This window comes from Rhizobium sp. BK376 (assembly GCF_004341625.1).
In the GTDB taxonomy this organism is placed as follows: domain Bacteria; phylum Pseudomonadota; class Alphaproteobacteria; order Rhizobiales; family Rhizobiaceae; genus Rhizobium.
This window is the reverse complement of the sequence record NZ_SLZG01000008.1, coordinates 127,155-154,128: the sequence shown is the minus strand read 5'-3', so window position 1 is coordinate 154,128 and position 26,974 is coordinate 127,155. Positions and strand designations below refer to the sequence as shown.

The 26,974-nt window shown below is 60.2% G+C and carries 30 protein-coding genes and 1 pseudogene; 15 read left to right on the top strand and 16 right to left on the bottom strand.

What is annotated here, in order from left to right; translation table 11 throughout:
- The first annotated feature begins 266 nt into the window (after positions 1 to 266).
- The 6 genes from EV561_RS20270 (at position 267) to EV561_RS20245 (ending at position 4,480) form a co-directional block, all read left to right on the top strand.
- Positions 267 to 1,043, top strand: a complete 777-nt coding sequence (locus EV561_RS20270; RefSeq protein WP_132524108.1) for an ABC transporter substrate-binding protein — start codon at positions 267 to 269, stop codon at positions 1,041 to 1,043.
- A 115-nt stretch (positions 1,044 to 1,158) separates the two neighbouring features.
- Positions 1,159 to 1,962, top strand: coding sequence for an ABC transporter permease (locus tag EV561_RS20265; RefSeq protein ID WP_132524107.1), 804 nt, complete (start codon positions 1,159 to 1,161; stop codon positions 1,960 to 1,962).
- A complete protein-coding gene (locus EV561_RS20260) occupies positions 1,959 to 2,789 on the top strand; it encodes an ABC transporter permease (RefSeq protein ID WP_132524106.1) in 831 nt (276 codons plus the stop codon). Before EV561_RS20265 ends, EV561_RS20260 begins: the two co-directional genes overlap by 4 nt.
- 102 nt (positions 2,790 to 2,891) lie before the next feature.
- Positions 2,892 to 3,293 carry a MerR family transcriptional regulator gene (locus EV561_RS20255; RefSeq protein ID WP_132524105.1) on the top strand — a complete coding sequence of 134 codons (402 nt, stop codon included), beginning with the start codon at positions 2,892 to 2,894 and terminating at the stop codon, positions 3,291 to 3,293.
- Positions 3,274 to 4,026 (top strand): SDR family oxidoreductase, encoded by a 753-nt coding sequence (locus EV561_RS20250; protein WP_132524104.1) that lies wholly within the window; start codon positions 3,274 to 3,276, stop codon positions 4,024 to 4,026. The genes EV561_RS20255 and EV561_RS20250 overlap by 20 nt, the downstream gene beginning before the upstream one ends.
- Positions 4,027 to 4,213: 187 nt before the next feature.
- Positions 4,214 to 4,480, top strand: a complete 267-nt coding sequence (locus tag EV561_RS20245; RefSeq protein WP_132524103.1) for an usg protein — start codon at positions 4,214 to 4,216, stop codon at positions 4,478 to 4,480.
- 12 nt (positions 4,481 to 4,492) lie between these two features.
- Here the strand turns inward: EV561_RS20245 and EV561_RS20240 are convergent, their stop codons facing one another.
- Complete coding sequence (locus EV561_RS20240; protein ID WP_132524102.1) at positions 4,493 to 5,221, bottom strand: DUF2270 domain-containing protein; 729 nt, start codon at positions 5,219 to 5,221, stop codon at positions 4,493 to 4,495.
- Between the two features lie 143 nt (positions 5,222 to 5,364).
- Here EV561_RS20240 and EV561_RS20235 point away from each other — a divergent pair, with 143 nt between their 5' ends.
- The 5 genes from EV561_RS20235 to EV561_RS20215 all read left to right on the top strand — a co-directional run bounded on the left by EV561_RS20235 (position 5,365) and on the right by EV561_RS20215 (position 9,731).
- Positions 5,365 to 6,180: a class I SAM-dependent methyltransferase gene (locus EV561_RS20235; RefSeq protein ID WP_132524101.1), complete on the top strand. Its 816-nt coding sequence runs from the start codon at positions 5,365 to 5,367 to the stop codon at positions 6,178 to 6,180.
- A 118-nt stretch (positions 6,181 to 6,298) separates the two neighbouring features.
- Complete coding sequence (locus EV561_RS20230) at positions 6,299 to 8,113, top strand: hypothetical protein (RefSeq protein WP_132524100.1); 1,815 nt, start codon at positions 6,299 to 6,301, stop codon at positions 8,111 to 8,113.
- A 117-nt stretch (positions 8,114 to 8,230) separates the two neighbouring features.
- Entirely contained in the window at positions 8,231 to 8,920 is a 690-nt protein-coding gene (locus EV561_RS20225; RefSeq protein WP_132524099.1) for a glutathione S-transferase family protein, read from the top strand.
- On the top strand, positions 8,917 to 9,249 hold the full coding sequence (locus tag EV561_RS20220; RefSeq protein WP_132524098.1) for a metalloregulator ArsR/SmtB family transcription factor: 333 nt from the start codon (positions 8,917 to 8,919) through the stop codon (positions 9,247 to 9,249). The genes EV561_RS20225 and EV561_RS20220 overlap by 4 nt, the downstream gene beginning before the upstream one ends.
- Positions 9,246 to 9,731, top strand: a complete 486-nt coding sequence (locus tag EV561_RS20215; protein WP_245512771.1) for an SRPBCC family protein — start codon at positions 9,246 to 9,248, stop codon at positions 9,729 to 9,731. The genes EV561_RS20220 and EV561_RS20215 overlap by 4 nt, the downstream gene beginning before the upstream one ends.
- 40 nt (positions 9,732 to 9,771) lie before the next feature.
- On the opposite strand, the gene EV561_RS20210 is transcribed toward EV561_RS20215, so the two are convergent.
- From EV561_RS20210 to EV561_RS20195, 4 genes are read right to left on the bottom strand one after another with little or no spacing between them, the layout of a single operon-like run.
- Positions 9,772 to 10,599: an ABC transporter ATP-binding protein gene (locus tag EV561_RS20210; protein ID WP_132524097.1), complete on the bottom strand. Its 828-nt coding sequence runs from the start codon at positions 10,597 to 10,599 to the stop codon at positions 9,772 to 9,774.
- Between the two features lie 9 nt (positions 10,600 to 10,608).
- On the bottom strand, positions 10,609 to 11,445 hold the full coding sequence (ssuC, locus tag EV561_RS20205; protein WP_132524096.1) for an aliphatic sulfonate ABC transporter permease SsuC: 837 nt from the start codon (positions 11,443 to 11,445) through the stop codon (positions 10,609 to 10,611).
- A gap of 37 nt (positions 11,446 to 11,482) precedes the next feature.
- Positions 11,483 to 12,658: an FMNH2-dependent alkanesulfonate monooxygenase gene (gene ssuD / locus EV561_RS20200; RefSeq protein WP_132524095.1), complete on the bottom strand. Its 1,176-nt coding sequence runs from the start codon at positions 12,656 to 12,658 to the stop codon at positions 11,483 to 11,485.
- 34 nt (positions 12,659 to 12,692) lie between these two features.
- On the bottom strand, positions 12,693 to 13,661 hold the full coding sequence (locus EV561_RS20195; protein ID WP_132524094.1) for an aliphatic sulfonate ABC transporter substrate-binding protein: 969 nt from the start codon (positions 13,659 to 13,661) through the stop codon (positions 12,693 to 12,695).
- On the opposite strand from EV561_RS20195, the gene EV561_RS20190 reads away from it, so the two are divergent.
- The gene (locus EV561_RS20190) at positions 13,660 to 14,799 is read left to right on the top strand and encodes an NAD(P)-dependent oxidoreductase (protein ID WP_281025844.1); all 1,140 of its coding nucleotides are present in this window, start codon (positions 13,660 to 13,662) and stop codon (positions 14,797 to 14,799) included. The two genes, EV561_RS20195 and EV561_RS20190, sit on opposite strands and share 2 nt — an antisense overlap.
- A 57-nt stretch (positions 14,800 to 14,856) precedes the next feature.
- On the opposite strand, the pseudogene EV561_RS20185 reads toward EV561_RS20190, so the two are convergent.
- Positions 14,857 to 15,616: pseudogene (locus tag EV561_RS20185) on the bottom strand (DUF899 domain-containing protein).
- A gap of 394 nt (positions 15,617 to 16,010) precedes the next feature.
- On the opposite strand from EV561_RS20185, the gene EV561_RS20180 reads away from it, so the two are divergent.
- On the top strand, positions 16,011 to 16,532 hold the full coding sequence (locus EV561_RS20180) for a transglutaminase-like cysteine peptidase (RefSeq protein WP_165927866.1): 522 nt from the start codon (positions 16,011 to 16,013) through the stop codon (positions 16,530 to 16,532).
- 52 nt (positions 16,533 to 16,584) lie between these two features.
- Here the strand turns inward: EV561_RS20180 and EV561_RS20175 are convergent, their stop codons facing one another.
- The 8 genes from EV561_RS20175 to EV561_RS20140 form a co-directional block, all read right to left on the bottom strand.
- The gene (locus EV561_RS20175; RefSeq protein ID WP_132524091.1) at positions 16,585 to 17,286 is read right to left on the bottom strand and encodes a polysaccharide deacetylase family protein; all 702 of its coding nucleotides are present in this window, start codon (positions 17,284 to 17,286) and stop codon (positions 16,585 to 16,587) included.
- 10 nt (positions 17,287 to 17,296) lie between these two features.
- Positions 17,297 to 18,022, bottom strand: a complete 726-nt coding sequence (locus tag EV561_RS20170; RefSeq protein ID WP_207910566.1) for a glycosyltransferase family 25 protein — start codon at positions 18,020 to 18,022, stop codon at positions 17,297 to 17,299.
- Positions 18,023 to 18,293: 271 nt separating this feature from the next.
- Positions 18,294 to 18,911 carry a hypothetical protein gene (locus tag EV561_RS20165; RefSeq protein WP_132524089.1) on the bottom strand — a complete coding sequence of 206 codons (618 nt, stop codon included), beginning with the start codon at positions 18,909 to 18,911 and terminating at the stop codon, positions 18,294 to 18,296.
- 87 nt (positions 18,912 to 18,998) lie between these two features.
- Positions 18,999 to 20,378 carry a HAMP domain-containing sensor histidine kinase gene (locus tag EV561_RS20160; RefSeq protein WP_132524088.1) on the bottom strand — a complete coding sequence of 460 codons (1,380 nt, stop codon included), beginning with the start codon at positions 20,376 to 20,378 and terminating at the stop codon, positions 18,999 to 19,001.
- Positions 20,375 to 21,031, bottom strand: a complete 657-nt coding sequence (locus EV561_RS20155; RefSeq protein ID WP_132524087.1) for a response regulator transcription factor — start codon at positions 21,029 to 21,031, stop codon at positions 20,375 to 20,377. Before EV561_RS20155 ends, EV561_RS20160 begins: the two co-directional genes overlap by 4 nt.
- Before the next feature lie 115 nt (positions 21,032 to 21,146).
- On the bottom strand, positions 21,147 to 21,635 hold the full coding sequence (locus EV561_RS20150; protein ID WP_132524086.1) for an Lrp/AsnC family transcriptional regulator: 489 nt from the start codon (positions 21,633 to 21,635) through the stop codon (positions 21,147 to 21,149).
- 66 nt (positions 21,636 to 21,701) lie between these two features.
- On the bottom strand, positions 21,702 to 22,355 hold the full coding sequence (locus EV561_RS20145; protein WP_132524085.1) for a uracil-DNA glycosylase family protein: 654 nt from the start codon (positions 22,353 to 22,355) through the stop codon (positions 21,702 to 21,704).
- Positions 22,346 to 22,906: a thermonuclease family protein gene (locus EV561_RS20140; protein ID WP_132524084.1), complete on the bottom strand. Its 561-nt coding sequence runs from the start codon at positions 22,904 to 22,906 to the stop codon at positions 22,346 to 22,348. Before EV561_RS20140 ends, EV561_RS20145 begins: the two co-directional genes overlap by 10 nt.
- A gap of 124 nt (positions 22,907 to 23,030) precedes the next feature.
- On the opposite strand from EV561_RS20140, the gene EV561_RS20135 reads away from it, so the two are divergent.
- Complete coding sequence (locus tag EV561_RS20135) at positions 23,031 to 24,560, top strand: HAMP domain-containing sensor histidine kinase (RefSeq protein WP_132524198.1); 1,530 nt, start codon at positions 23,031 to 23,033, stop codon at positions 24,558 to 24,560.
- On the opposite strand, the gene EV561_RS20130 is transcribed toward EV561_RS20135, so the two are convergent.
- On the bottom strand, positions 24,561 to 24,944 hold the full coding sequence (locus tag EV561_RS20130) for a diacylglycerol kinase (RefSeq protein ID WP_132524197.1): 384 nt from the start codon (positions 24,942 to 24,944) through the stop codon (positions 24,561 to 24,563).
- Positions 24,945 to 25,040: 96 nt separating this feature from the next.
- Positions 25,041 to 26,057 carry a nicotinate-nucleotide--dimethylbenzimidazole phosphoribosyltransferase gene (gene cobT, locus EV561_RS20125; RefSeq protein ID WP_132524083.1) on the bottom strand — a complete coding sequence of 339 codons (1,017 nt, stop codon included), beginning with the start codon at positions 26,055 to 26,057 and terminating at the stop codon, positions 25,041 to 25,043.
- A 126-nt stretch (positions 26,058 to 26,183) separates the two neighbouring features.
- Between cobT and EV561_RS20120 the strand changes: the two genes are divergently transcribed.
- Positions 26,184 to 26,966 (top strand): adenosylcobinamide-GDP ribazoletransferase, encoded by a 783-nt coding sequence (locus EV561_RS20120; protein ID WP_132524082.1) that lies wholly within the window; start codon positions 26,184 to 26,186, stop codon positions 26,964 to 26,966.
- Positions 26,967 to 26,974: the final 8 nt, after the last annotated feature.

The window sequence follows — 26,974 nt, the reverse complement described above, 5'->3', positions numbered from 1 at the left end:
CACAGGAAGACGAAAACCGGGCAGAAGCGGATTCGTTCCGAAAATTTAGAGAGGTGAAATTAACCCTGGCTGAACAGCCCGGACGGGTTAGGTTCAGCAAGGGCTAATCCTTATAGAAGAGTGCGCTGCACCATGGCCTCGTAATTCCAGTTGCATTTTTCTGCAAAAAAGTAAGATTACTGCGCAAGCGGACCCACGAGCCGCTACGCATCGGCCGTCGCGGACCAATAAGAAAACTCCGCCGGTCACCAACAGAGAGGATCCTCATGCGTATTTCCACCCGTTTCTTCGCTGCAGCATCGCTGGCCGCGATGTCGCTTTTCGCTGGCGCGGCCCTGGCCGACGACGCCATCGTCATCGGTACGGACGCAACCTACCCGCCCTTCGAATCGCTTGACGCCGCCGGCAAGTTCCAGGGCTTCGATATCGATATCGCCAACGCTCTCTGCGACCAGATGAAGGTCAAGTGCACCTTCGTGAACCAGGATTTCGACGGCATCATCCCGGCTCTCCAGGCCAAGAAGTTCGACGCCATCGTTTCGTCCATGTCGATCACGCCGGAACGCGCCAAGAGCGTCGATTTCACCGACAAGTACTACAACACGCCGCCGGCAATCGCCGTACCGAAGGACTCCACGCTGACCGCAGCCACAGACGACGCGCTGAAGGGCAAGACGATCGGCGCGCAGTCTTCGACGACGCATGCCAACTACGCCAGCGCCCACCTCAAGGATGCGGATCTGAAGCTCTATCCGTCGGCTGACGAATACAAGCTCGACCTCTCCAACGGACGTATCGACGCCGTCATCGACGACGTCGTCGTTCTCTCGGAATGGGTCAATTCCGACGCCGGCAGCTGCTGCAAGATGCTCGGCACCCTGCCGATCGACAAGGACATCAACGGCGTCGGCGCCGGCATTGCCGTTCGCCAGGGCGATCCGCTGAAGGACAAGTTCAACGCTGCGATCAAGGCGATCCGCGCTGACGGCACCTACAAGAAGATTCAGGACAAGTATTTCAACTTCGACGTCTACGGCGATTGATCCGCGGTTGATTTCCTGAAAGAGAGCGTGGCGGAAGACTTGCTCTTCCGCCATTTTTATTTGAGAACATTGAGTACAAGATCAAAACGGCAAAAGCCGTAAGGGGAAATATGGCATGAGCGGATTGTTTTCCGCCCTCGGCTCGCTATGGGCCTGGTTGAATACCGTTTTCGATCCTTTGTGCGGACCTGTCGGCCTTTTCACCCTGTTCGGCCAGTCGACGGTTATTGCCTGCGGCGATACCGGCTGGGGCGACGAGATCGCGCTCGGCTTGAAGGTTACGATCATCGTTGCCATCGCCACGCTGCCGCTCGGCCTGCTGATCGGCTTCTTCGTCGCGCTCGGGCAGCAGTCCGAAGAGAAATCCGTCCGCCTGGCCGCCGGCATCTACACCACGATCTTCCGCGGCCTGCCCGAACTGCTGACCCTCTTCATCGTCTATTACGGCCTGCAGATCCTCATCCAGGCCTTCCTCGCCTGGATGGGCTTCAACGAGCGCATCGAGATCAACGCCTTCGTCGCCGGCATGATGGCGCTGTCGGTCGTCTTTTCCGCCTATTGCGCCGAAGTCCTGCTCTCCGCCTTTCGCGCCATTCCCAAGGGCCAGTATGAGGCGGGCGACTCCCTCGGCCTCCACCGCGGCAAGACCATGACGCTCATCATCCTGCCGCAGCTCATCCGCATCGCCCTGCCCGGCCTTGGAAACCTCTGGATGAACCTCCTGAAGGACACGTCCTACGTCTCGATCATCGGCCTTGCCGATATCCTGCGCCAGACCGGCATCGCCGTTCGCGCCACCAAGGACGCCTTCTTCTTCTACGCTATCGCCTGCGCCCTCTATCTCGTGCTCGCCATCATCTCGTCATTCGCGCTCGGCCTTGTCGACAAATGGGCCGGACGTGCGGAGGTGAAGCGATGAGCCACGCCGAATTCCTCATTCCCGCGCAGCCCGCGCCGCCGCAGCCGGCCAAGGCCGTCAGTGTCTCGCGGATCGTCGGCTATCTCGTCGTCGCGCTCTGGATCGTGCTCGGCCTGTCGCTGATCCTGCTGATGATCACCAACTGGGATACCGACAAGTTCGTCCGCTATGGGCCGCGCTATATCCACGGCCTCTGGATCACGCTCACGCTGGTCGCCTTTTCCTTCGTCTTCGGCGCGATCCTGTCGATCCCGCTTGCCTTTGCGCGCATGTCGGCCAACCGCGTTCTGAGCGGCGTGGCCTATTGTTACGTCTACCTCTTCCGCGGCACGCCGCTGCTCGCGCAGCTTTTCCTCGTCTATTACGGCTTGGGCGGCTTCCGGCCGCAGCTTGAATCCGTCGGTCTCTGGTGGCTTTTCCGCGACGCCTGGTATTGCGGCCTGCTTTCCATGTCGCTCAATACGGCCGCCTATCAGACGGAAATCCTGCGCGGCGCGATCGAGAGCGTGCCTAGAGGTCAGCATGAGGCGGCGGCATCGCTCGGCATCCACAAGCTGGTGTCCTTCTGGAAAATCGTCCTGCCGCAAGCACTGATCGTCGCGCTGCGCCCCTACGGCAACGAGATCATTCTCCTGATCAAGAGCTCGGCCGTCGTCGCCATCATCACCGTCTACGATCTCATGGGCGAAACGCGCTATGCCTTCTCCCGCACCTACGATTACCAAACCTACCTCTGGGCGGCGATCTTCTATCTCACCATCGTCGAAGCGCTGCGTCACCTCTGGGCGGCGATAGAGGCACGGCTGACGCGGCATTTGAAACGCTGACGCTTCCATCGCGTTCGCAAGCTATTCTTTCGACCAGTTGAAGAAATCGCTTGACCCTCCCATTAATGTCAGGGCTGCAAAGGCTCTCGGCAGGAGATGGACATGCGAATTGGCGAGTTGGCAAAAGAGGCTGGCGTGAGCGTGCGTGTACTACGGCACTACGAGGCGCAGGGATTGATTTCCTCGCGGCGGCAAGCAAACGGCTACCGGGCCTATACGGCATCAACGATCGAAACCGTCGGCCACATCCGGGCGCTGCTCGACTGCGGTTTCGGCACGCGCCAGATCCAGGCCTTCCTGCCGTGCTTCGGCCAGGACAGCTTCGATCCCGAAAGTTGCACGGCGGGCTTCGAACAGCACGTTGCGAAGCTTCGCGAGATCGACGACCTGATCACCGTCATGCAGCAACGCCGGCAAAAACTGATCGAGCGCCTGGATCGCTTTCGCCCGTCTCCACAAACCGAGACTGAAAGGAAAGACATTCATGAGTTCGTTGAAGGATAAAGTCGTCATCGTCACGGGCGGAAGCTCCGGGATAGGCCGCGCCACAGCAATCGCCCTTGTGGCACAGGGCGCCTCCGTGCTGATCACAGGACGACGGGAAGCTCCACTCCAGGAAGTACGTGCCGCCTACCCCTCAATTGCGACCATTGTCGCCGACGTGTCGTTGCCCGCTGACGCAAGCCGCACCGTGACCGCCGCCATCGAACAGTTCGGCAGGCTGGATGTGTTGGTCAACAACGCCGGCGCCGGCGCGATCATGCCGCTCGCCGAGGCGACGGCCGACCGCATCTCCGAGATATTCGCGGTCAATGTATTAGGCCCCAGCCTCTTGGCATCGGCGGCCCTGCCGCATCTGCGGCAAACGAAGGGAGCTATCATCAACATTTCCAGCACCTTCGGTCACAAGGCAGGCGCTGGCCTGTCGCACTATGCCGCAAGCAAGGCCGCGCTGGAGCACCTGACCCGCTGCTGGGCGCTGGAACTTGCGCCTGACGGCATTCGCGTGAACGCTGTTGCCGCCGGACCGACGGAGTCAGGCGCGCTGACGGGCATGATGGGCCTCTCCGAAGAGCAGGCCAAGGCCGTCATGCAGGCCGAACGGGAGCGGATTCCGCTCGGGCGGCGCGGCGTTCCCGACGACGTCGCCCATTGGATATCGGTCTTCGCTGATCCCGCCAGCGAATGGGTGACGGGCCAGGTCATCGCGATCGACGGCGGACTTGCTGTCAGCTAGCGGCGAACACTTTGGAGTGCTGTCACATGCTTGGCAGCACTCCAAAGTCTACGCTGCTAACTGCATGATTTCACTTTAGAAATACTCCTACAGGCCAATTGTAAGGAGTGCCTAATTCATGGCATGCTTGCATTTGCCAGCGACCGAAGAGTCGCGGAAAAAGTGGGAACTTGAAAGTGAGACATGCATGCACAAAGACATGGAAAAGCAGCTGAAAGGTTATGGACTAACCACCGCGCAAATCTTCTACCGCCTGCCCGATCATCCGACGATTCTCCAGACCTATGTCTGGCAAGACTATGATCTGGCACCTGACTTCCCGGAGATGCGCGGCTTCCTCAAATTCTGGCAGGACACGCTGGACGGCCCCTTGCATTCGGTACGCTACGTCCATCGCAAATTGATCTCTGCGACGGAATGGCGGGCACTGAAGGGCGAGTTCATCCTGCACTAGGATACCGCCGGGTCAGACATGCACCTCCCCATAGGCGAGCTCGCCTTCGTCGGGCTCGCGATGCAGCGAACCGTACAGGATCGCAGCATAAAAGAGCGTCACGGCGAGGAGGACCAGCCAGCCGGGGACCGGCCCGAGAGTGGCATTGTCGGCAAAGTGCGCCCAGGATTGCACCTGAATTGCGGGCGTACCGTCCGCCTGCAGCTTCGGTGTCGAAATCTTCAAGGCCCAGGCCAGAAGAAGGATGAAATACATCCAGCAATAATTTCGCCGCAGGCGTCGCTGCAGCGCCTCGCGATAGCTGATGAGGAACCGCGGCACCCGCAGGCTCGCGGCGATTGCCGACGCCCAATCCGGATGGAGTTCGGCCTCCGGCGACAGGACTTGCGCGAAGTAATAGCGTTCCATCTGCCGTATCCGGGCGCGATAGACATCGAAGAAACGGTAGCGCCGAGCCTCGATCAGCAAGAGCAAGGTCACCAGCAGCATCGCAAAGATCACGACGCCATGATGGGAGCTTGGCGTGGAAAGCGAAACGGATAGTAGAGCTGCGCAGACCGTAATCGCCCAGTTCGTCGTCCGGTCGATACGGTCGCGCCAGCCTGTCATCCGCGCCAGTTCGCCGCGATAGTAGTGCGTCATCGTATTGGTGATCTCAGCGGGACTGGAGGGCAGTGTCGGACGTCGGAAACTACCCGGATTGCCGGCTGGAAGTGTTGACTCATTGACGTCGGAAACCATGACCAATCCTCCCATCTTTTATCGATCGAAACGGCATAATCACCCGCCCGTTCCCTGGGATGCAGCTTGCTCCTTCTGCTTGACCATTGCAAAAACTCTCCATGCGCCGTAGAGCCTTCGCAAAACGCGAAAGGCGGGAAATCATGACGAAGAAGATCGACGAAGACGCACTCGCGGAAGCCTATGGTCGCGCGCTCGCATTGGAAAAGGCCGGCGACATCGACGCGGCCGTCAAGGCCTATGAGCAGGTACTGGAGATCGACCCCGACGACCACGGCGGCGCGGCTGTGCGCATCGCCTCGATGGGACGGGGCGAAACGCCGGTCAAGGCGCCGGACGCCTATGTCGAGACCCTGTTCGACCAGCATGCCGAAGTCTTCGAGGACGTTCTCGTCGAACAGCTCGGCTATCACGTGCCGATGCTGGTGCGCCAGCGCCTGCAGGACCTGAAGCTCGGCCCCTTCAAGCGCATGCTCGACCTCGGCTGCGGCACCGGCCTGACCGGCGGAACCCTGCGCGACATGGTCGAAGACATCACGGGCATCGACATCTCGGAAAACATGGTCGAAGTCGCGCACGAGAAGGATCTTTACGAAACGCTGTTCGTCGCCGAGGTCGAGGATTTTCTCGATGATAATGACGAAGAGGCGTTCGATCTCATCACTGCCACCGACGTCCTGCCCTATCTCGGCGCGCTGGAGCCGCTGTTCTTCGGCGTGGCCGAAAACATGACGCCGGGCGGCATCTTCGTCTTCTCTTCCGAGACCTTGCCCGATGAAACGCTTGGCGATCGCGCCTACATGGTCGGCCCGCATCAGCGCTTTGCGCACGCCGAAAGCTACATCCGCCAGCGCCTGACCGACACCGGCTTCGAGCTGATCGAAATCACCGATATCAACGTCCGGATGGAAGAAGGCCAGCCGACACCAGGGCATCTGGTCGTGGCGCGGCTGCGGTAAGAAAGAAATAGTTTCGGCAAAAACCCTCATCGGTTGAAATTTCAATCTGTGAGAGCATTCGATTTATTGCAGCAACCGTACAAGCTATTAGGCTTCCCATAATTTTGGGGGGCACTTCATGGACACTTCGTCATGGTATGGCTTGTTCTCAAGCCTTTTCGACACGCCGGTCTTGATCTCGAACTATCTTGCCGGCGTGAACTGGTATGCATTCAGCATCGCGGTCATCGTCCCGGTCCTGATGCTCATCTCGCGTCAGGAAATCCGCCTTCGCCGGCTTCGGTCCATATTGGATTTCCTGACCTCATTCCGACTGACCGGCGTCAATGAAACAACGTTATCGACGGCGCCGCGTGTCACAAAGAATACGAGCGACAACGGCAATGCTGACGGACCGGAAAACCCTTCATTTGAATATGTGAAATCAAAATACATCTCGGACCTTACGGTCAAGCAGGGCAGCGACGACGAAAGACGGCTGAACGCCGCCAGGAATGACCGCGAGCGCATAAATATCTACATCGAAATCGCCAGCAAACCATTCCGCAATATCAATATCCGGCTGCAGCTCGCGGCTCTTGGCTTCGTATTGATCTCCTATTACGGGTTCAGCGCATTTTTCGCTGCTTTCGGATATGGCGGCACTGCTGTCAGCTGCTCACCGGCCGATGGCTGCGGATTGCCGATCTCGGAGGCAATCGGCGCCTTTACCTTTGCGGGCGCCTATATTGCCGCATTGAGGATGTTACTGCGAAATCTTGCGGTATTCGATTTGAGCGCCTTCGCGTTCATTCGCCAATGCTCCGAAATAATCGCCAGTGTTGTCATCGTCGTGCTGCTCTTCAATGCCCTGCCGACCCTGAAGCTCAGCGAGACACTTTCGCAGGTTGGAGAGATGGCGGCGCCATCGAAACAGAGTACACCGCAGAACTCTCCGACTGGAGAAAACAAAAATGACAGCGCGGGGTCCAAGGGAACCGACGCTGCCGCCGATAAATCAACGCCTCCATCCACTGCAGCGAATAGCGGCGATCGTAACGATGAGGCAGCCGACAAGGGAGCGCCGGTCTCTCACATACCTTGGGTATGGCTGCTTCTAGCCCCGGCAATGGGCCTGCTCCCACGAAGTGCAACCAAATTCACGTTGACGAAGGTCCAGAGCCTTATCGATTGGGCAAAGACCATGGATGACCGCTTCGTTTCCATTACGCGAGTAACATCGCTCGACAGCATCGACGGCGTTGATTTTGAGACCCGCTTCAGGCTGGAGGAATGCGGTATCTACGATATGCAGAATCTCGCCACCTACAATCCGATCATGCTCTTCGTCGAGACGCCTTACGGCATCTATCAATGTATCGACTGGGTCGCTCAGGCGCAGCTCTGCCATATCGTGGGAATGGAGAAGTTCATGATGTTCCGGGAACTGAACATCCGGACGATCTTCGACCTCGAACGTGCGATCGACAGCATCGATTCACCTGATGCCTACGACGCGATATGCGCTGCAATTCTGCTTGCGCCCACCGATCGCCTTCGGAGAGCCAGCAAAATCGCGGGCTTCAAGTTCGCCGTTATCGAGAACAATGTGGCGCAGCTGGACGATGTCGAGGCGTACTTCAATTGGCTGCATAGCCAGATCGCCACTGACGCCCTCACAACAGCGGCCATCGAACATCTGATGAACTGGATCAGCGACGATCTCCACGTGCGCCGTCTTCGTCGCCTGTGGAATGAGATCGCGGAAAGCCTCGGCTCTACCTCGGAATATCTCAAGGACTCCAAGCGCAATCCGGAAAATGCGGCAAGGCTGGCGCAAATCCAGGCACTGCGGAACCCTCCGACTCCGCAAGCGCCAGTGCCAGCACCCGTGCCCGTACCTGCACCGGCGCCCGAGCTCGCGCCTGCTCCTGCCCTAGCGGAAGGATCGTAGTACTTAGTCGGCGCAAGGATAGTTACCCAATCAGCAAACTATTTCTTGCGCCTTCCGCCCGCCAATGATAGTTATCCATTCGGTAAAGTTTCATCGCAAACACCGAAGGATCCGGTCATGACGCTCGTCCTATACCATCATCCGCTCGCCTCCTTCTGCCACAAGGTCCTGATCGCGCTCTATGAGAGCGGCACTCCGTTCGAGCACCGCATCGTCGATCTCGGCAACGAGGTGTCGCGGAACGAGCTCATTCGGTTCTGGGCACTCGGCAAGATTCCGCTGCTCAGGGACGAGGCGCGGGACAAGACCGTCCCTGAAACCAGCATCATCATCGAATATATCGACCGGCATTACCCCGGTCCCCAGCGCCTGTTGCCCGAGGAGATCGATCAGGCCTTGCAGGTACGCCTATGGGACCGCTTCTTCGATCTCTATGTGCAGCTGCCGATGCAGAAGATCGTAGCGGATCATATGCGCCCCGAAGGCAGCAAGGATCCGGCCGGTGTTACCGACTCCGAAAGGAACCTTCAGGCCGCCTACGATATGATCGAAGCGCAGCTTACCGGCCCGTGGATTACAGGCGACGCCTTCACGATGGCCGATTGCTCCGCAGCGCCGGCATTGTTCTATGCCGTCACGCTGGTCGCCTTCGGCACGGAGCGTCCCAAGTTGAATGCCTATTACGAGCGGCTTCTGGCCCGCCCCTCCTTCGCAAGGGTGCTGCAGGAGGCAATCCCCTATTTCAAGTTCTACCCCTTCCACGACAGGCTCGCCCCGGAATTTCGGAGCGGTAGTCCTGCCGCATGACATCAGCGCCAGTTGAACTCGACCGGATGTTTCATGCGCTGTCGGATCGCAGCCGCCGCGGCATGATCGAGCGTCTTGGCAGCGGCCCCGCTTCGGTCACGGAACTGGCAGCGCCGTTTTCCATGGCATTGCCGACGATCCTGAAACATCTTGGCGTTCTGGAAGACAGCGGCCTGGTCTTCTCACAGAAGGCCGGCCGCGTCCGCACCTATAGTCTGCGCAAGGAGGCGCTCGGCGATGTCGAGCGCTGGATTTCCGAGCGCAAGGCGAGCTGGAACAACACGTTCGACAGGCTGGATCAATTCCTGGCCGAAGAGGAAGACAGATGAGCACCGCCATGTCCCAATCCACCGAGCATGCAACGCTCAACATCGAACGTCACCTGAAGGCATCGGTCGCCCGCGCCTTCCGCGCCTGGTCGAATGCCGACGCAAAGCGCAAATGGTTCGCCTGCCACGACAACTGGATCTCGATCGATTACACCCTCGACTTCCGGCAGGGCGGCCTGGAGCGCAACCATGTGGCCGATTCCGATGGGCTGCTGCATGCCTATGAAGCCCGCTACATCGACATCGTGCCGGATGCCCGCATCATCTATGCCTATGACATGAAGCTCGGCGAAAAGCGCATCTCCGTTTCCCTCGCCACCATCACCTTCGAGGCGGAGCCCGGCGGAACGCGGATGCTGTTTACCGAGCAGCTCGTCTTCCTCGACGGCTACTCCGATGACGGCCTACGGCTGCAGGGCACGGAGATGCTGCTGGACCACTACGAGCTATATCTGGAGCGCGAAGAAAGCGGGACGCACTGAGCACTGAGCACCAAGCACTGAGTCCCGAGAACCTATGGGTTCAGTGCCTGCCATCCTTGCCCAGGATCGCCGCCAGCAACTGCCCTTCCAGTTTTGCCAGTTCGGGGTTGCCATGCCGCCGGGGATGCGGCTGCGGTACGGGGAGATCGAGCGCAATACGCCCCTCCTCCAGCACCACGACCCGGTCGGCCAGATGAACCGCCTCGCTGACATCGTGGGTGACGAGGACGGCGGTGAAGCCGAGTTCGCGCCAGACGCGATTGAGCAGTTCCTGCATGCTGATACGGGTCAGCGCATCAAGCGCGCCCAGCGGCTCGTCCAGCGCCAGAATATCCGGCTTGCTGACCAGCGCGCGGGCAAGCGCCACGCGCTGCTTCTGCCCGCCGGAAAGCCGTGAAGGCCACTCGCCTGCCTTCTCGGCAAGCTGCACCTCCGATAGCACGGCCGCGGACTGTCGATCAGCCGCAAGCTTCGGCACGCCCTCGCCGAGGCCAACGGTGACGTTGTCGGCAACGGTCAGCCAGGGCAACAGCCGGGGCTCCTGAAAGACGATACGGGCATTTGGCAGGGCAGCTGCGCCACCCTCGTCCTTGAAGGCGATCGTGCCGGATGTCGGCTCATCCAGACCCATGAGGATGCGCAGCAGCGTGCTCTTGCCGCAACCGCTCTTGCCGATCACGGCCACGAACTGGCCGGCCGGGATATCGAGATCGATGCCCCGCAGCACGCGGTTGCCGCCAAAACTCCTCTCCAGCCCCCGGATGCGGATACCGGCGGCACCCGAATACGGGGCAGCGTCACCGATGCCACCGATCGGAGACAAGGCATCTTCGACCGAGTGAAAGCGTTCGTTCGCTACTGATGTCATGATCCGTCCTCAGCCCTGATATACCGGGTTCCAGCGCAGCATCCGCCGCTCCAGCGCCCGGGCGACGACATCGGCGAGCTTGCCAAGCACCGCGTAGACGACCAGCGACAGCACCACGACATCGGTCATCATGAATTCGCGGGCATTGTTCGCCATATGGCCGATGCCCGACGATGCAGCGATCGATTCCGAGACGATCAGCGTCAGCCACATGATGCCGAGCGCATAGCGCAGGCCGACGAAAATCGAGGGCAGCGCGCCGGGAAAGATCACCTTGCGGAACAGCGTCCAGCTGCTCATGCCATAGACACGCCCCATCTCGATCAGGTCGCGGTCGACGTTGCGCACGCCGTGATAGGTGTTGAGATAGACCGGGAAGAGCACGCCGAGGGCGGTCAGGAACAGCTTCGATTCTTCCCCGATCCCGAACCAGAGGATGACGAGCGGGATCATCGCAAGATGCGGTATTGTTCTGAGCATCTGCAACGTCGTATCCGTCAGTTGCTCCGAAAGCCGCGACACGCCGTTGGCAATACCCAGCAGGAATCCGATCGCCCCGCCAACCAACAGGCCGGCGAAGGCGCGTCCTGAACTAACGAGGATATCCCAGGGCAACTGGCCCGACGAGGTCGTCTGCCAGAAGGCAAGCACGACGTCGACAGGCGACGGCATGATGCGCGAGGAGATCCAACCTGCCGACGATCCCAGCTGCCAGGCGGCAACGACGACGATCGGCAAAAGGTAGGGCAGAAACGCCTGAGCGCTGACGGTTGGCCGAGGCAAGCGGGCGGTATGCGCCTTACCGCGCGCCTCCACCCGTGCGAATGACGTATCGAATGCCGACATGGAGAGCTCTCCTCGTTGTGCCAAGATCAGGATCAGGTCAGGAGCCGGAGACGACCTTGAGATTGCCGCCGTGGCTGCCGCCGCCGAAGACCTGCTTGCGGCCGAACTCGTTGCGGAAGCTGGTTCGCTGTTCCTCGCGACCAAGTCCCAATTGCGGGAAGAGCAACTCGGCAACGCGGTAGGCTTCCTCGAGATGTGGGTAACCGGACCCGATCACCGTTTCGATGCCGATCTCCTGATATTCGCGCAGGCGGGCGGCAATCGTCTTCGGCGAACCGACAAGTGCAGTACCCGCCCCGGCGCGCACAAGGCCCACGCCGGCCCAGAGATTCGGCGAGACCTCCAGCTTGTCGCGGCGTCCGCCATGCAGCGCCGCCATGCGCTTCTGGCCGACGGAATCGGATTCCTTGACGAAGCGCTCCTGCGCTTCACGGATCGTCTCGTCGTCGAGATGGGAGATCAGCCGGTCCGCTGCGGCCCATGCCTCCTCGTCCGTCTCGCGCACGATGAAGTGGAGGCGGATGCCGAAACTGACTTCGCGCCCTTTCAGCGCTGCAGCGGCACGAACCCTCTCGATCTTCTCGGCAACCTGCGCCGGCGGCTCGCCCCAGGTCAGGTACTTGTCGACGCGACCGACCGAGAAATCGATACCAGCATCCGAGGAGCCGCCGAAATAAAGCGGCGGACGCGGCGACTGAATTGGCGGCAGGCCGAGCCGGGCACCCGTCGCCTTAATGTACTTGCCGTCGAACGTCGCGCTGCCCGTCTCCATCAGTTCCTGGAAGACCGTGAAGAATTCGTCGGCATGTGCATAACGCTCGTCATGTTCCAGATAAATGCCGTCGCCGGCAAGCTCGCCCGGGCTGCCGCCGACGACGATATTGAGGAGCAGGCGACCGTTGGACACACGATCGAGCGTCGATGCAAGGCGCGCGTAATAGGCCGGCGAAGCGGTGCCGGGACGAATGGCGACGAGGAATTTCAGCTTCTGTGTATGGGCGGACAGTGCCGCTGCAGTCACGAAGGACTCTTCGCAGGAAACGCCGGTCGGCAAGAGCACGCCGGAAAAGCCGAGCCGATCGACCGCCTGCGCGATTTGCGTCAGGTAGCCGATCTCGGGCCCGCGGTTCAGCTCAGAGGAACCGAGATAGGCACCGTCACCCGACGTCGGGATGAACCACAGGAAGTCGATGGGTTTGGAAGTTGCAGTCATGGTCTTTGTCCTCTCTCCGTGGTCAGGGAAACGATCAGCTGGCCTTCTGATGCCAGATGACATCGCCGATCTTCAGCTTCTTCGGCACGATCCCGAGTGCATAGAATTCGTCCGCAAGGCCCTGTTGATAGGCGACCGCATCGTCGGTGATGGTCGAGACGCTGCCGAGATCGGCACCCGGACGGGTCAGCGTGATGCGCGTGACGTCTGCCGGAACGCCGGTCAACTGGGCAAGCGCGGTCGTGGTATCGTCGAGGTTCGACTGCGCGATCTTGCCCACCTTGGCCAATTCATCGATGACATCGGTGATGACCTGTGGATTGGCCTTGGTGAAATCGCCATTCGCCAGGAAGAAGCTGTAGGAATCGACGATGCCGCGAGCGGTCGCAAGAATGCGCGTATCCGGATCCACCTCCGCGATGGCAAGGTAAGGATCCCAGATCGACCAGGCATCGATGCTGCCGGTCTTGAAGGCGGCTGCCGCGTCCGGCGGCGCAAGGTCGATCTGCTGGACATCTTCGGGCTTCAATCCGCCCTTGCGCAGCGCCTTGACGGCAACGTTATGCGCGCTCGATCCGCGCTTGAACGCCAGCTTCTTTCCCTCGAGATCGGCAAGCGACTGGATCGGCGAATCCTTGCGAACCAATATCGCCGACCCCTCCGGGCTGCCCTTGTAAAGGCCGACATAGAGCAGATTTCCGTTGGCCGCCTGGGCAAAGAGTGGCGGCACGTCGCCTGTCGCACCGAAATCGAGCGCACCGGCGCCGAGCGCTTCCAGAAGCGGCGGACCGGACGTGAACTCGGACCACTCGACGGAAATCCCCCGGTCGGCGAGCCTCTTTTCCAGCGCACCCTTGCGATTGGCGAGTGCCAGTACGCCATTCTTCTGCCAGCCGATCCGGAAAGTCGTCGCAACGGCAGCGCGCGCCGGACGGATAGAGGGCAAGAGAGCGGCAGAAGCCGCGGCACCGAAAAGACCAAGCGTTTGCCTGCGCGAAATCATGAAAGTCCCCTTTCCCGTTGCGGCCGAAGCGCTGCGATCACCGCGACGGCTTGTCACGAGTACAGGGTTTCAAAATCTATGGATTATATCGACAATAGAATTTGTGAATTTTAGCCAATTCTGTGAAATTGAATTCCGCCTTGAGTCTCAATCGCAAAATTCTCTTCCATGTTTCGCGTGGCAGGCCAGTCGGACAGGAAATCGCACTTTCGTCTCCAGCCCCTTTCGGCTAAGCCTCTCGCAAAGGCTTCGAAGGAGATATGGAATGGCGAAAGTCGCTTTTATCGGCATGGGTGTCATGGGCTATCCGATGGCGGGGCACCTGATGGTCAAGGGCGGGCACGAGGTGACGGTCTATAACCGCACTGCCGCCAAGGCCGAACAGTGGGTCAAGCAGTATGGCGGCAAATCCGCTGCGACGCCGGCTGCGGCCGCCGAAGGCGCCGACTTCGTCTTTACCTGCGTCGGCAATGACGACGATCTTCGTTCCGTTACCGTTGGCAAGGACGGCGTCCTGTCCGGCATGAAGGCAGGCGCCATCCTGATCGACAACACCACGGCCAGCGCCGAAGTCGCCCGCGAACTTCATGCCGCGGCGAAGGAAAAGGGCTGCGGCTTCATCGATGCCCCCGTTTCCGGTGGCCAGGCCGGGGCGGAGAATGGCGTGCTGACCGTCATGTGCGGTGGCGATGAAGCGACCTTCGAAAAGGCAAAGCCCGTCATCGACGCCTATGCGCGCATGGTCGGCTTGATGGGTGATGTCGGCGCCGGACAGTTGACCAAGATGATCAACCAGATCTGCATCGCCGGCGTCGTTCAGGGCCTTGCCGAAGGCATTCATTTCGGCAAGCAGGCCGGCCTCGACATCGAAAAAGTCGTCGACGTCATCTCCAAGGGCGCAGCCGGTTCCTGGCAGATGGAAAACCGCCACAAGACGATGAATGCGGGCAAATACGACTTCGGCTTTGCCGTCGACTGGATGCGCAAGGACCTCGACATCGTGCTGACGGAAGCCCGTCGCAACGGCGCCAAGCTGCCGGTAACAGCCCTCGTCGACCAGTTCTACGGCGACGTACAGCAGATGGGCGGCAATCGTTGGGATACATCCTCGCTGCTCGCAAGGCTGGACAAGAAGTAATCTGCCGCAGCTCTTGCGCTATCGGCACACCGGAATAGGCAAACTGACGCGACTGCGTCAGTTTCGGAACGCCGCCTCGCCGGCGTCTGACACCTCGACCCATTTCCTGTCGGGCGCTGCGTCCGGGACGTAGCTGTCGTGCCAGTTCCACCACTTGTGGGTTGGGGTCTGGGGATAGCCTTGAGGCGAATCTTCCCAGGCCTCCTGCCGGCCAAGCGACGTAATGTCGAGATAGTTCCAGGTACCGCCCATTTGTTCATCGCCGCGGTTGTTGATGAAGTAGGTGCGAAAGATACGGTCGCCGTCGCGGTAGAACACGTTCGTGCCGTGCCACTCGCCCACATCGAAGTCGGTATCGAAGCTGTCCGTGATCGTGAACCACGGCATCTCCCAGCCCATCCGCGCCTTTAGCCGGGCGATATCCGCCTGAGGCGCGCGCGAGACGAAGACGAGCGTGGTATCACGGGCGTTCAGATGTGCAAGGTGAGCGACCTGGTCGGCCACCATGGAACAACCGCGGCAGGCCTGGTCGGGCCAGCCGTGTACGCCCGGTTCGAAGAAGGCGCGATAGACGATCAGTTGATGCCGACCTTCGAACAGATCAAGCAAACTTGCTTTGCCGGCAGGCCCTTCGAACACATAGCTTTTCTCGACGGCCATCCACGGCATTCGCCGACGCTCGGCAGCCAATGCGTCACGCGCCCGGGTATGGGCCTTTTCCTTCAAGAGCAAGCTCGCGGGCTGCCTCCCATGCCTGCTGCGAGACGACCGGCGGCATCTGCATGGTCGATCTTCCGTTTTCGGTTGATGTCGTCATGGCTTTCGAAACCTCCAGATTTGCGAAAATTCCCGCGCCTAGCGGCTGAAGCGGGATATTGTCCGCTTCGCTGCTCGTCGCTGGTTGCGGACCATCAGAATAGTAGATGGGGCAGTCTGTCGTGGAGTCGATGGCTGCGCTCGAAGCGGGGATTTCCGCTGCGGCAACGGAAGCGAAATCGGAAGCCGTTCCGCTGCGCCATATCGGCACGCTCCAAAAATAGACAGATCGATCAAATTTTAAGGAATGAACTCAAGGTTCCCAAATATCTCCTTGCTATCTTGCACCTACATTCGGTGTGAGGTGTCAAATGATCCCGCAAATACTTCGTTCTTACTATAAAGCACCCGCAATTGCTGTATCGGTTTCGCTTGCTATATTGCAGACGCCTGCAATGGCGGCGAGCCCAGCCTATATGCTGCGTGGCCTCAGCCATGAGATGGCCTTCATGAAGGAAGGCGCTCCGACGCTCGCGCCGTTCGCGCACATCAAGTTCTGCATGGCGTCGCCGCAGCAATGCGCGGCAGAAGATGGACCGCGAACCGTCGAAATGACCCGTGAGGCCCGCGAGACGATCTCCGCGATCAACCGCTCGGTCAATTCGTCGATCGCACCGCGCCTCGATCCGCCGGGCCAGGAAGTCTGGAAGACCGACACCGCGGAAGGCAGCTGCCACGACTACGCGGTAACGAAGCGGGAAAAGCTTCTGGCTGCAGGTTATTCGGCGAAAGCCGTACGACTCGCGGTCGCAAGAACCGGATCAGGCGAAGGCCACGCCGTCGTCGTGATCCGCACCAACGATGGCGATATGGTGCTGGACAACAGAACCAATGCGATCCGACGCTGGGATCACACGGACCTTCACTGGATCGAGATCGAATCCAGCGATGATCCGCATATGTGGAATGCCGTCTGATCAGAAACTATCGGCTTCGCATTTCCTGCCGCGGTTCAGCTACCGCGGCATTTCAGCCGGCAAGGCATTTCTTGAGGAAATGGACCCAGCTGTCGTTGCGCCGGACCGTTGCGCGCGGCAATCCGAAGGGATCATCGGCCTGGCGCGCCCTGCCCCGGCGCGTGGTGGTCGCCACGCGGTAACCCGCCTCATATGCCAAGACGCGATCCAGCGGCGTTTCGTCCCCATAGGGAAAACAGAACGACGACACGACCTCATCGAGCAGTTCCTCCAGCAATGCACGTGATTGGAGGATCTGCTTGCGCGCCTCCTCCACCGCCAGGTCAGGGAGGTGGACGTGGTCGAGCGTGTGCGAGCCCACTTCATGCCCGAGATCGACCCAGTCGCGCAGTTGCTCCAGCGACATGCATGGCGCCCAGGCGACGCCGTTCGGAGCATCCCATGCATTGCTGCCGCCGATCTGGTTGACGACGACAAAGTTCGTGGCGGTAAAGCCGAACTCCTGCAGCACGGGCAAGGCATTGTCGTAGACGTTCTCGTAGCTGTCGTCGAAGGTAATGGCCGCGACCTTGCCGCGCTTGGCGCCCTCGATATAGGGCAGCGCCTCCCGCAACGACAAACCCTGAAATCCAAGACGCTTCAGCCACTCCATCTGGCGGTAAAAGGCCTCGGGATCAACGACCATGCTTCTGAACGGCGTCCGTCCTGAAGGCGGCACCGCGATCTGATGATACAACAGAATAGGAACTGCCACCGGCTGCCTCTCAGATGAACCGGGTCGAGCGCATGGCGATACGCGCGCGATAGAGCGGCCGCAGCACCTCCTTTGCCAGCTTTTCCGTCAGCGTCTTGCGCCCCTTGATCGTGCTTCCGCCGAGCTGCGAAGAGATTTCGCTGACGCCACCGGGCAATACGGCGAGCGGCGACAACTGCGTGACCCAGCCCATCTGAACCAGAGTGTCGACCGGCCGGTCGAAATGAGCCGTTGCCTGCAAGAGCCGAATGGCGGCATCCCGGCTGATCAGCTGCGCCACCATGCCGAGGCCGACCCTGCGCGGCTGGATCACGCTCGTCTCGCCGTTGATAAGAAGACTGTCGCCATGCTCCTTGCCCGTCCGGAACGGGAAGCGAATAAATGCGCCGGGGGCAAGACACGCACTCGCTGCGGCGAACGCCGTGGCAAAGGAAGGCTCCAGGTCGACGTCGTCCTCAATGACGAAGCCGGCATCAAGGTCCTGTTTCACGATCTCTGCCCATGCCTTGCGGTGCGACAGGAAACAGGCGATTTCGCCGACGCTCATCTGGAAAGGATAGTGCGGCTGATGCAGATGGCGGCGATAGAAAAGGTCGATCTCCGCCTTGGTCAACTCATTCCCGTCGACGGCCTCGATGATCTCAGCTGGAACCGGCAGCGTGGTCATGAGCTTGTCGACTTGCGGCTGGCGCTCGACGGCACGGTCCAGGTGGACGATGAAAGCCCTGATCTCCAGGGACCGCACCGGCTTCAGGCTTGTCACCGACCGGTCATAGGGCCGATCCACCACCTCACCGCGTCTTTCGAGCGGGGCGGTTTGCGGGAAATCAAGTTCGTGAATCTGCATTTGAAGGTCCTTGCAATAGCTTACAAGGACCCTCTAGCAACCGGGCATGATTGCCATCTTAGGTAAACGTGAAGCGAAACTGAAAACCTGGCCTATAATATTCCGTAGATGGCGCATGGCTGAGGCGTGGCTGAAATCACGATGAAAACCAACGGGATCGCTAGATGAGCAGACTGATGCGGCCGCTGGCTACCTTGTCCTCCACCCAGCGGCGCTCGTCGCCCCAGGCATGGCGCTTCCATCCTTCCCAGCTGAAGCCGCAGAGCTTGACGTCGCAGGTCTCGCCCGGAAAAGTCTTGAGAATATAACGGATGCCGAAGTAGCCGGTGCTGGGAAACACTTCGCGCATGTCAGGCTCAGGGATGCCGAGCTCCGCACAGCCGTCGAGATAGAAATGCGGCGGCATGATGCGGATTTCCTTTCCCGCTGACCCGACAAGCTCGATCGTCCGCGTCGTCCAGTCGGACCGCCTGCCCTTCAGCCGCGATAGCATGTTCGGCTTCGGATGATAGTCCCGGATGATGCTTGGATGATAGGCAAGCATGACCTCTTTCGCCGCCATGAATGTCGGGCTCTGCAGAAAGGCCCGGTCGCCCAGCCGCCGCTGCATCGGCTTGCTCGAGGTCGCGAGCATCAGCAGGTCCGTTCGCGTCCCGCTGAGGCCGATGGACATTTTCGGCTCGTTGAAACGCATGGTGAAGTCGGCCGCATCGACGATCGACGAGAGATCGCGGGACAGCTGTCCGTTTCCAATGATGATGATTGTCTTGCGCGTCAAACCGCCGGCGCCCTGCTTTGAATATAGGGACCGCCTAGCAACTCGCGATGAAGCCGGGATGAGCCGAAAATGAGGCGGGGCTGAGCGTCAGGCCGCGGATGGAATGAGCAGGTCCACCGTCAGTCCCTGCTCCCATTGCGGCGCCTTCAGATCGACCTTCGCAGACAGCCTGCCGGCAATGTCGGCGACGATGGCAAGACCAAGTCCGGCACCCTCGGTCTGCAGCGTATCCACCCGGTAGAACCGCTGGAAAACCGCCTCATGCTGCTCTACCGGAATGCCGGGGCCTGTGTCGCTGATGACAAGGCGGCATTCGCCATTGTGATGCGTGACCGAGATTTCGATCTTGCCTCCCGACGGCGTATACTTGATAGCATTGTCGATGAGGTTGCCGACCATGGTGCGCAGCAGGGACTCATCCGCCTGGACCTTTGCCGCCTCGTCCCCTTGAAGAGAGATATCAAGCTTCTTCGCCGTAATGATCGTGCCGAAGCCGGCGATGATGGAGGCGACCAGATGATAGACCTGGATGGCCTCGACCTTCAGCGGATGGTGGCTGACTCTTGCGAGCCGGAGGAGCTGCTCGATCAGATGCATGGCGCGATCGTTGCTGGCGACGAGATCGGCCATGATCGCCTGCCGCTCCTTGTCGTCGTCCGTGTCGCGCAGCATCTGCAGGAGCAACCGCACGCCCGCCTGCGGCGTACGCAACTCATGGGCGGCGAGATCGGAAAAGCGGCGCTCCATCGTCAGCGATCGGCTGAGCTTGTCGAGGAGCTGGTTGATCGAGCTGCCGAGCGGCAGCAGATCGCGCGGCAGGCCCTCGATCGGGATTGCGGAGAGGTCGTCGGGCGAGCGCAGCCTGATATGCCGGACCAGCCCGCGGATCGGCGCCAAACCGCTGTTGATCCCGAGCCAGATCAGGAACGCGATGATCGGAATGAGAATTACCAGCGGATAGGAGAGATTGAGCAGGATGTTGGAAACGAGCGTCTGGCGCAAGGCAAGCTTCTCGCCGACTTCCATGACGATGGTCGTATTCGGGATTGGCAGCGAATAGACCCGCCACCGCTGTCCCTTATAGGTAAGCGTCGTGAACCCGACCTTCTGGTCCGGCACCTCCTTGGGAAAGGCGTTGCTGGTGTAGAAGCGGATCCGCCCATCCTTCCATGCCCGCATCATATGGGCATCGGCATAGTCGTCAGCGTCCTCGTTGAATGAAAGCTGATTGTCCATGGCGAAATCGATATCGTCGATCCGACGCGACGGGTCGTCGGAAGGACGCTGCAGCGGCCTCTGCAAAAGCCCCCAGAAGATGTTCGCCTCGTCGATCAGCTGGGCATCGTAGATATTGTCGATCTCGTGCCGGGCGCTCTTGAACGCGAGGAAGCCGATGACGGCGATCGTGATGACGACGACCGGTGCAATGCGCAGGAAGAGCTTGCGCGTGAGCGTGGTGCTGGTCATCGCTCGATCATGTAGCCGACGCCGCGGATCGATTTGATGAACTCGGCGCCGAGCTTCTTGCGGAGATTGTAGATCGTCACTTCGGTCGTGTTGCTTTCGACGGCGCTGTCAGCGTCATAGAGCGCGTATTCTATGTCGTTCTTCGTGACATATCGCCCGCAACGCTCCATCAGCAGCTTCAGCAGCTGGAATTCCTTGGCGGTCATGTGGATTTGGTTGCCATTCTTGCGAACGACCATAGCGGCCGGATCAGCCTCGACATCGCCGGAGCGCAAGATCGGCTCGATACGGCCTTGCCGGCGTCTGATCAGTGCGCGGAGGCGGGCGAGAAGCTCATCGAGATCGAACGGCTTGCCCATATAATCATCGGCGCCCTGGTCGAGGCCCTCGACCTTCTGGACGACGGTATCGAGCGCCGTCAGCATCATGACGGGCAACGGATTGCCCATGCGCCGCAAGGTCTGCAGCACGGCAATGCCGTTCAGCTTCGGAAGATTGATATCGAGCAGCATCGCCACGAAATCGGAATTCTCGGCCGAAACGAGCGCCGCCTCGCCGTCGCGCACCCAGTCCACGCCATAGGCATGTTTTTCAAGGGCGCGTTTTAGAGAAGATCCGAGAATCTGGTCGTCTTCGACAAGCAGGATGCGCACGTTTTCTTCGCCCCAAAAGCCACAACAGCTTCAACGGCGGTATTTTCGGCCTGCGGTATTTTTAAGGCTGAAATTCCGCCGCAAGCCGAATCTAGCACAAAACTCTATCGACCGCTTAATCCTCGTTCGACTTGGCGTTTTCGAGCATCATGTAGTCGAGCGGCAGCTGCGTCGAATATTTGATCTGCTCCATCGCAAAGGCCGAGGAAACGTCGCGGATTTCGATCTTTGCGATCATGCGCTTGTAGAAGGCGTCATAGGCCGCGATGTCAGGCACAACGACCCTCAAAAGATAGTCCACGTCGCCGCTCATGCGGTAGAATTCCACCACTTCCGGGAAATCGGCAACCACTTCGGAGAAGCGCTTCAGCCATTCGATCGAGTGGCTGTTGGTGCGGATGGAGACGAAGACGGTGACCTTGGTGTTGACCTTCTCGGGGTCGAGCAACGCCACCCTGCCCCGGATAACGCCGTCCTCTTCCATCTTCTGGATACGTCGCCAGCACGGCGTCGTCGAAAGCCCGACCTTCTTGGCAAGGTCGGCCACGGCCAGAGTGGAATCCTCCTGCAACAAGCGCAGGATCTTGCGGTCGAGACGGTCCATCCCCAATGTCCTTTCGAAATATATTCTCTGTATAACGCGATTCCGGCTAGAGAAAAGAAACTTGTTTCACGAAATAAGGAATTTCACACGTTCTTGTAGCACCGGCAGCAAATCCACTTCGAACCATGGATGGCGTTTCAGCCAGCCGCTGTTGCGCCAGCTCGGATGCGGAAGAGGCAAAATTGCCGGCGATGCGTTCGTGTGGAGATAACGCCGCCAGTTAGAAACGGTTTCAGTTACCGATCCCATGCGCTGAGCACCAAGATGCCAGGCCTGGGCATATTGGCCGATCGCGATCACAAGCTCGATCTGCGGCATTGCGCTTAAAGTCTTGCGCCTCCAGAGCGGCGCGCATTCGCGCCGCGGCGGCAGGTCCCCGCCTTTGGCATCATAGCCGGGAAAACAGAACCCCATCGGCACGATCGCGAAATGATCGGAATTGTAGAAGCTATCGCGATCAACCGCGAGCCACTGCCGCAGCCTGTCGCCGGAAGCGTCGTTGAACGGCAGGCCGCTCTCGTGCACGCGCAGGCCGGGCGCCTGACCTGCAATCAGAATCCGTGCCTTCGCCGACAACACCGGCACAGGTCTCGGTTCATGCGGCAGCCGGTATTCAAGCCCCCGCGCCGGCTGATCACGACAGACACGGCAGGCCGTGATCTCACGATGCAGGGCCTGAAGCTCGGCCTCCCGCTCGCTTTCGTCAGCTATCAATTCCATATGGTCAGTCTCTTCAATATGTCGGCGACCCCACCCAGGGGATCGTCTCGCACTTCGGCTTCTTCGCGGCGCCAGTCCTGCGGCCTCTCGAACGTCCCCGCCCAAAGGCCTGATTTTGCCTGCCGGGCCTTCGCCTCGTCAGCCACATAGCCACCATAGGAAACCGCCATGCCGCGCAATACCATCTCGCCATTGATATCGGTATCGCCCATCCGGCAAGTCACCAGCAGGCGACCATATCGATCCCGCTTGTCGCCGCGGCAATCCACCGATCCACCCGCGAGAAGCTTAACGAGCATGTCGCGCGCCGCCCGGCCGCAAGGCCAATCGGAACCGCCGCGCTGACATTGCTGCCGATACTCCGGTGCATCGATGCCAAGCAGCCGCAGTCGCTCACCACCCTGGTCGAGCGTATCACCGTCGATGGCATAAAATGCCCCGCTTTTAACCGTTTCCGGCTGATTGTTCATCTTCAATGCGAGAAGGCCGATCAGAGCAAGGAGAGCAAATGTGGTGATCCCGTCACGGAAAAGACGGGCGAATCGCGTCACGCTTCTGCCCCTTTGAGAAACAAATCCTTGGCAAAGATGGCAAACAAAACATTTCCCTGGCAGCATCTTCTTAAGGATTGGTCGCTAATCTGTACTCATCTGTAGGCGAAGTTTCAACGTGCACATGAGTACCGGCGTCAGCACATCGACAGATAAGATCATCGTCGACCGATCACGCAGCCACCGCAACAAGGCCGTCTCGAAGGCCGTGCGGCAAACGCGTGAGCGGCTGCAGTCTGGTAACATCGGCAGCTTCGACCGCGAAATCATGATGATGCATCTCGGCGCCATGGTCCAAGGCGCATCGCTGATGCCGCTCTTCGTCATCATCGTCGCAGCTCTCGGCGTCTATCTCACCGGCGACATGAGACTGCTTGCCTGGGCGCTGCTGACGCTGACCGCCCATGCGATCAACGTCGTGCTCAGCCAGCGCGTCAAGAAGCAGGATATTACCGCCGAAAGCGCTCGAAAATGGCGCGGTATCCTTCTTGTGGGTCAGATCCTGGTCGGCTGCTGCTGGGCCCTCTTCGCCCTTAAGGGCTGCGCCGCCTGCAACGAGAACTCCTATACGCTCTACAAGGGCGCAACATTGCTGTTGGCGCTCTGCGTGATGGCAATGTCGAATTTCATGCTGCCGCGCGCCGTTCTCTTCGCTTTCGTGCCGACTGTCATGGCCCTATGCTTCAAGGCCCTTCTATCCCGCGGCATTCTCGACCTCAGCCTTACCGCGACCTTTTCCGCCGCTGTCATCTTCTTCGCCTTCATTACCGATCGTCTCTATCAGTCGAACCTGAAAGTCCTTTCCTTCCAGTCCGAAAAGGACGACTTGATCGCCGAGCTCGAAGTAGCGAAATCCATGTCGGACGAGGCCCGTCGACGCGCGGAAGAGGCGAACCTCGCCAAATCCCGCTTCCTTGCCTCCATGTCACATGAGCTCAGAACCCCGCTCAACGCCATTCTCGGCTTCTCCGAGGTCATGTCCCAGGAAGTGATGGGGCCCCTCAACAATCCGACCTACAAGGAATATACCAACGACATCCATCGTTCCGGCGAGCATCTGCTGAACCTCATCAACGAGATCCTCGACCTGTCGCGCATCGAGGCCGGGCGATACGAGCTGAACGAGGAAGCGATCTCGCTCCTGGAAGTCGCCGAGGACTGCATTGGCATGGTGCAGCTGCGCGCCCGCGCCAAGAACATCTCCGTCTCGCAGCAGTTCGAACCCCAGCTTCCCTCCGTCTGGGCCGACGAGAAGTCCTTGCGGCAGGTCATTCTCAACCTGCTCTCCAATGCGGTGAAATTCACGCCCCAGAACGGAGAAATTCATGTGAAAGTCGGCTGGACGGCAGGTGGCGGCCAGTATGTCGCGATCAAGGACAATGGCCCCGGCATTCCGGAAGAGGAAATCCCGGTCGTGCTCTCCGCCTTCGGCCAGGGCTCCATCGCGATCAAGAGCGCCGAACAGGGAACCGGCCTCGGTCTGCCCATCGTCCAGGCAATTCTTGCCAAGCACGATGGCCAGTTCATCCTGAAATCGAAACTGCGCGAAGGCACCGAGGTCATCGCCATCCTGCCGGCGAAGCGCGTGCTTCAGAGCCTACCTGCTGTCGAAGACGCTCCATCTGTCGGAAAGCGCAAGAAAAGCTTCGCCTGATCAGCGGAAGAGCAAGTGCCCGCCGATCGTGAAGGCGAGATACAATCCGCAGGCGACGATCATGCAGAAGACGGCGAAGGAACCGAGATCCTTCGCATATTTGCCGACATTGGAAATCTCGGGCGAGATGCGGTCGATGACTTCCTCGACCGCGGTGTTCATTGCCTCGATGGCGAAGAGGCCGAGGAACAGCAGCACCGCCACGAGGATTTCCGCCGGGCTTGCGCCAACCAGTACCAGCAAAACCAGCGCGACGGCGAAGAAACCCAGCTCCTGGCGAAAGGCGGCCTCCTGCAGAAGGCGCAGGAAACCACCCCAGGAATAGCTTGCCGCGGCAAAGAAATGCCTGATGCCGGTCTCCTTGACTACGGCCGGTTTCGTCAGTTTTGCGTCCAAGTTGCGTCACTCTCCTGTTTTAGCAATCATGCGAATACCGTTTCACCCGGTTCTTCGCAAGTCGTGAACGTCCGGGCGTCCACCTCAGTGCTGATTGCTGACGCCGGCGCTGGAGAACGTCGCCATGCCGGAATGGCAGGCTGCCGCCGCCTTGACGATACCGGCGGCGAGCGCTGCACCCGTCCCTTCGCCGAGCCGCATGCCGAGCGCGAGCAGCGGCGTCTTGCCGAGCTGCTCGATCGCCTTCAGGTGTCCGGGCTCAGCAGAGACATGGCCGATCAGGCAATGGTCGAGCGCCGACGGATTGGCGGCCTTGAGGATGGATGCCGCGGCAGTCGCCACATATCCGTCGATGATGACAGGGATCCGCTCCATGCGGGCGGCGAGGATCGCACCGGCCATCGCGGCGATCTCGCGACCGCCGAGGCGACGCAGGATTTCCAATGGATCGGAAAGATGATCGCGATGCAGCGCCACAGCTTTTTCGACCGCCGCAATCTTCCGCTGCAGCATCTCGCCTTCGGAACCGGTACCCGGCCCTACCCACTCGGCGGCCGTGCCACCGTAGAGCGCATGGTTGATCGCTGCAGCGATCGTCGTGTTGCCGATGCCCATCTCGCCGATACACAGCAGATCCGTGCCGCCGGCGATTGCCTCCATGCCGAAGGCCATCGTCGCAGCACAGTCGCGCTCCGACAGCGCCGGCTCCTCGGTGATATCGCCGGTCGGATAGTCGAGCGCCAGATCGAAGACCTTGAGGCCGAGGTCATAGGCGACGCAGATCTGGTTGATCGCGGCACCACCTGCGGCAAAGTTTTCCACCATTTGCTGCGTCACTTCCGGCGGAAACGGCGTGATACCCTGGCGCGTCACGCCATGATTGCCGGCAAAGATCGCGACGAGCGGCCGGTTGACGGCAGGCGAACGGCCGGTCCAGGCGGCAAGCCAGAAAGCGATTTCTTCCAGGCGGCCGAGGGCGCCCGGCGGCTTGGTGAGCTGCGCATCGCGCTCGCGTGCCGCTACCAGCGCCCGGGAATCCGGTCCCGGCAGCTCGCGCAGCAGGGCGCGGAAATCGTCGAATGGAAGGCCGCTGACGCTCATGGATGCGTTTCCTTGTCTTTTGGTCTCAAATCAGGTCTCTTGCGTGCGACTCTATTAATGATGCAGGGCAGCGCGAACAACTCCAAAAGCGCCGACTGTTGTCGCAGGGACCACGGGAGAGAAGGGATGGCGGCTAAGGATTATCTCGACGACGTCGCGCGCGCGATCTCGTTCCTCAGCCGCATTCCGGTCGCATCCTCCTATTTCGAGGCCTATGACGGCGATCTCGGCCGGGTCTCCCGGACCTTCCCGCTTGCCGGCGCGGTGATCGCCATGCCGGCTGCTGCGGTTCTCGGCCTGTTGCTTTCGTTGAATGCCGATCCGCTGATGGCAGCCCTGCTCACGCTCGGCGTTCAGACCCTGGTAACGGGGGCTCTGCACGAGGATGGGCTGAGCGACACGGCGGACGGCCTCGGCGGCGGCAAGGATCGCGATCGCGCGCTGCAGATCATGAAAGACAGCCGCATCGGCACCTATGGCGCCATCGCCCTTGTCCTCTCCTTCGGCATCCGGGCATCAGCGATTGCGGCTATCGGCCGCGATCTCCCTGCCCTGTCGGCCGCGCTGACGATACCGGCAGCAGCAGCCTTGAGCCGAGGCGCCCTCGTCTGGCACTGGGCGCGGCTCCCGTCTGCTAAGACGGATGGCGTCGCGGCTTCCGCAGGACAGCCGGACTCGGCCGAGATGCGGACTGCGCTTGGCACCGCCGCTGTTCTTTTCGCTCTTCTGCTCTGGCCGGATTGGCATCTCCTGCCGCTGATCTGGGTCGCTCTCGTGGCGACAATCTGCACCACGCTCTTCACCGCCTATATCGGCCGGCGCCTTTCTGGACACACCGGTGACACCATCGGCGCGACGCAGCAGATTTGCGAAATCGCGGCTTTCTGCACTCTTGCCATGTGCCTTTGAACCCCCGA

Coding starts and splice junctions, on each gene's coding strand:
- EV561_RS20270 (WP_132524108.1), top strand. CDS start 267: ATGCGTATTTCCACCCGTTTCTTCGCTGCAGCATCGCTGGCCGCGATG.
- EV561_RS20265 (WP_132524107.1), top strand. CDS start 1,159: ATGAGCGGATTGTTTTCCGCCCTCGGCTCGCTATGGGCCTGGTTGAAT.
- EV561_RS20260 (WP_132524106.1), top strand. CDS start 1,959: ATGAGCCACGCCGAATTCCTCATTCCCGCGCAGCCCGCGCCGCCGCAG.
- EV561_RS20255 (WP_132524105.1), top strand. CDS start 2,892: ATGCGAATTGGCGAGTTGGCAAAAGAGGCTGGCGTGAGCGTGCGTGTA.
- EV561_RS20250 (WP_132524104.1), top strand. CDS start 3,274: ATGAGTTCGTTGAAGGATAAAGTCGTCATCGTCACGGGCGGAAGCTCC.
- EV561_RS20245 (WP_132524103.1), top strand. CDS start 4,214: ATGCACAAAGACATGGAAAAGCAGCTGAAAGGTTATGGACTAACCACC.
- EV561_RS20240 (WP_132524102.1), bottom strand. CDS start 5,221: ATGGTTTCCGACGTCAATGAGTCAACACTTCCAGCCGGCAATCCGGGT.
- EV561_RS20235 (WP_132524101.1), top strand. CDS start 5,365: ATGACGAAGAAGATCGACGAAGACGCACTCGCGGAAGCCTATGGTCGC.
- EV561_RS20230 (WP_132524100.1), top strand. CDS start 6,299: ATGGACACTTCGTCATGGTATGGCTTGTTCTCAAGCCTTTTCGACACG.
- EV561_RS20225 (WP_132524099.1), top strand. CDS start 8,231: ATGACGCTCGTCCTATACCATCATCCGCTCGCCTCCTTCTGCCACAAG.
- EV561_RS20220 (WP_132524098.1), top strand. CDS start 8,917: ATGACATCAGCGCCAGTTGAACTCGACCGGATGTTTCATGCGCTGTCG.
- EV561_RS20215 (WP_245512771.1), top strand. CDS start 9,246: ATGAGCACCGCCATGTCCCAATCCACCGAGCATGCAACGCTCAACATC.
- EV561_RS20210 (WP_132524097.1), bottom strand. CDS start 10,599: ATGACATCAGTAGCGAACGAACGCTTTCACTCGGTCGAAGATGCCTTG.
- ssuC (WP_132524096.1), bottom strand. CDS start 11,445: ATGTCGGCATTCGATACGTCATTCGCACGGGTGGAGGCGCGCGGTAAG.
- ssuD (WP_132524095.1), bottom strand. CDS start 12,658: ATGACTGCAACTTCCAAACCCATCGACTTCCTGTGGTTCATCCCGACG.
- EV561_RS20190 (WP_281025844.1), top strand. CDS start 13,660: ATGAAAGTCCCCTTTCCCGTTGCGGCCGAAGCGCTGCGATCACCGCGA.
- EV561_RS20195 (WP_132524094.1), bottom strand. CDS start 13,661: ATGATTTCGCGCAGGCAAACGCTTGGTCTTTTCGGTGCCGCGGCTTCT.
- EV561_RS20180 (WP_165927866.1), top strand. CDS start 16,011: ATGGCGGCGAGCCCAGCCTATATGCTGCGTGGCCTCAGCCATGAGATG.
- EV561_RS20160 (WP_132524088.1), bottom strand. CDS start 20,378: ATGACCAGCACCACGCTCACGCGCAAGCTCTTCCTGCGCATTGCACCG.
- EV561_RS20150 (WP_132524086.1), bottom strand. CDS start 21,635: ATGGACCGTCTCGACCGCAAGATCCTGCGCTTGTTGCAGGAGGATTCC.
- EV561_RS20145 (WP_132524085.1), bottom strand. CDS start 22,355: ATGGAATTGATAGCTGACGAAAGCGAGCGGGAGGCCGAGCTTCAGGCC.
- EV561_RS20135 (WP_132524198.1), top strand. CDS start 23,031: ATGAGTACCGGCGTCAGCACATCGACAGATAAGATCATCGTCGACCGA.
- cobT (WP_132524083.1), bottom strand. CDS start 26,057: ATGAGCGTCAGCGGCCTTCCATTCGACGATTTCCGCGCCCTGCTGCGC.
- EV561_RS20120 (WP_132524082.1), top strand. CDS start 26,184: ATGGCGGCTAAGGATTATCTCGACGACGTCGCGCGCGCGATCTCGTTC.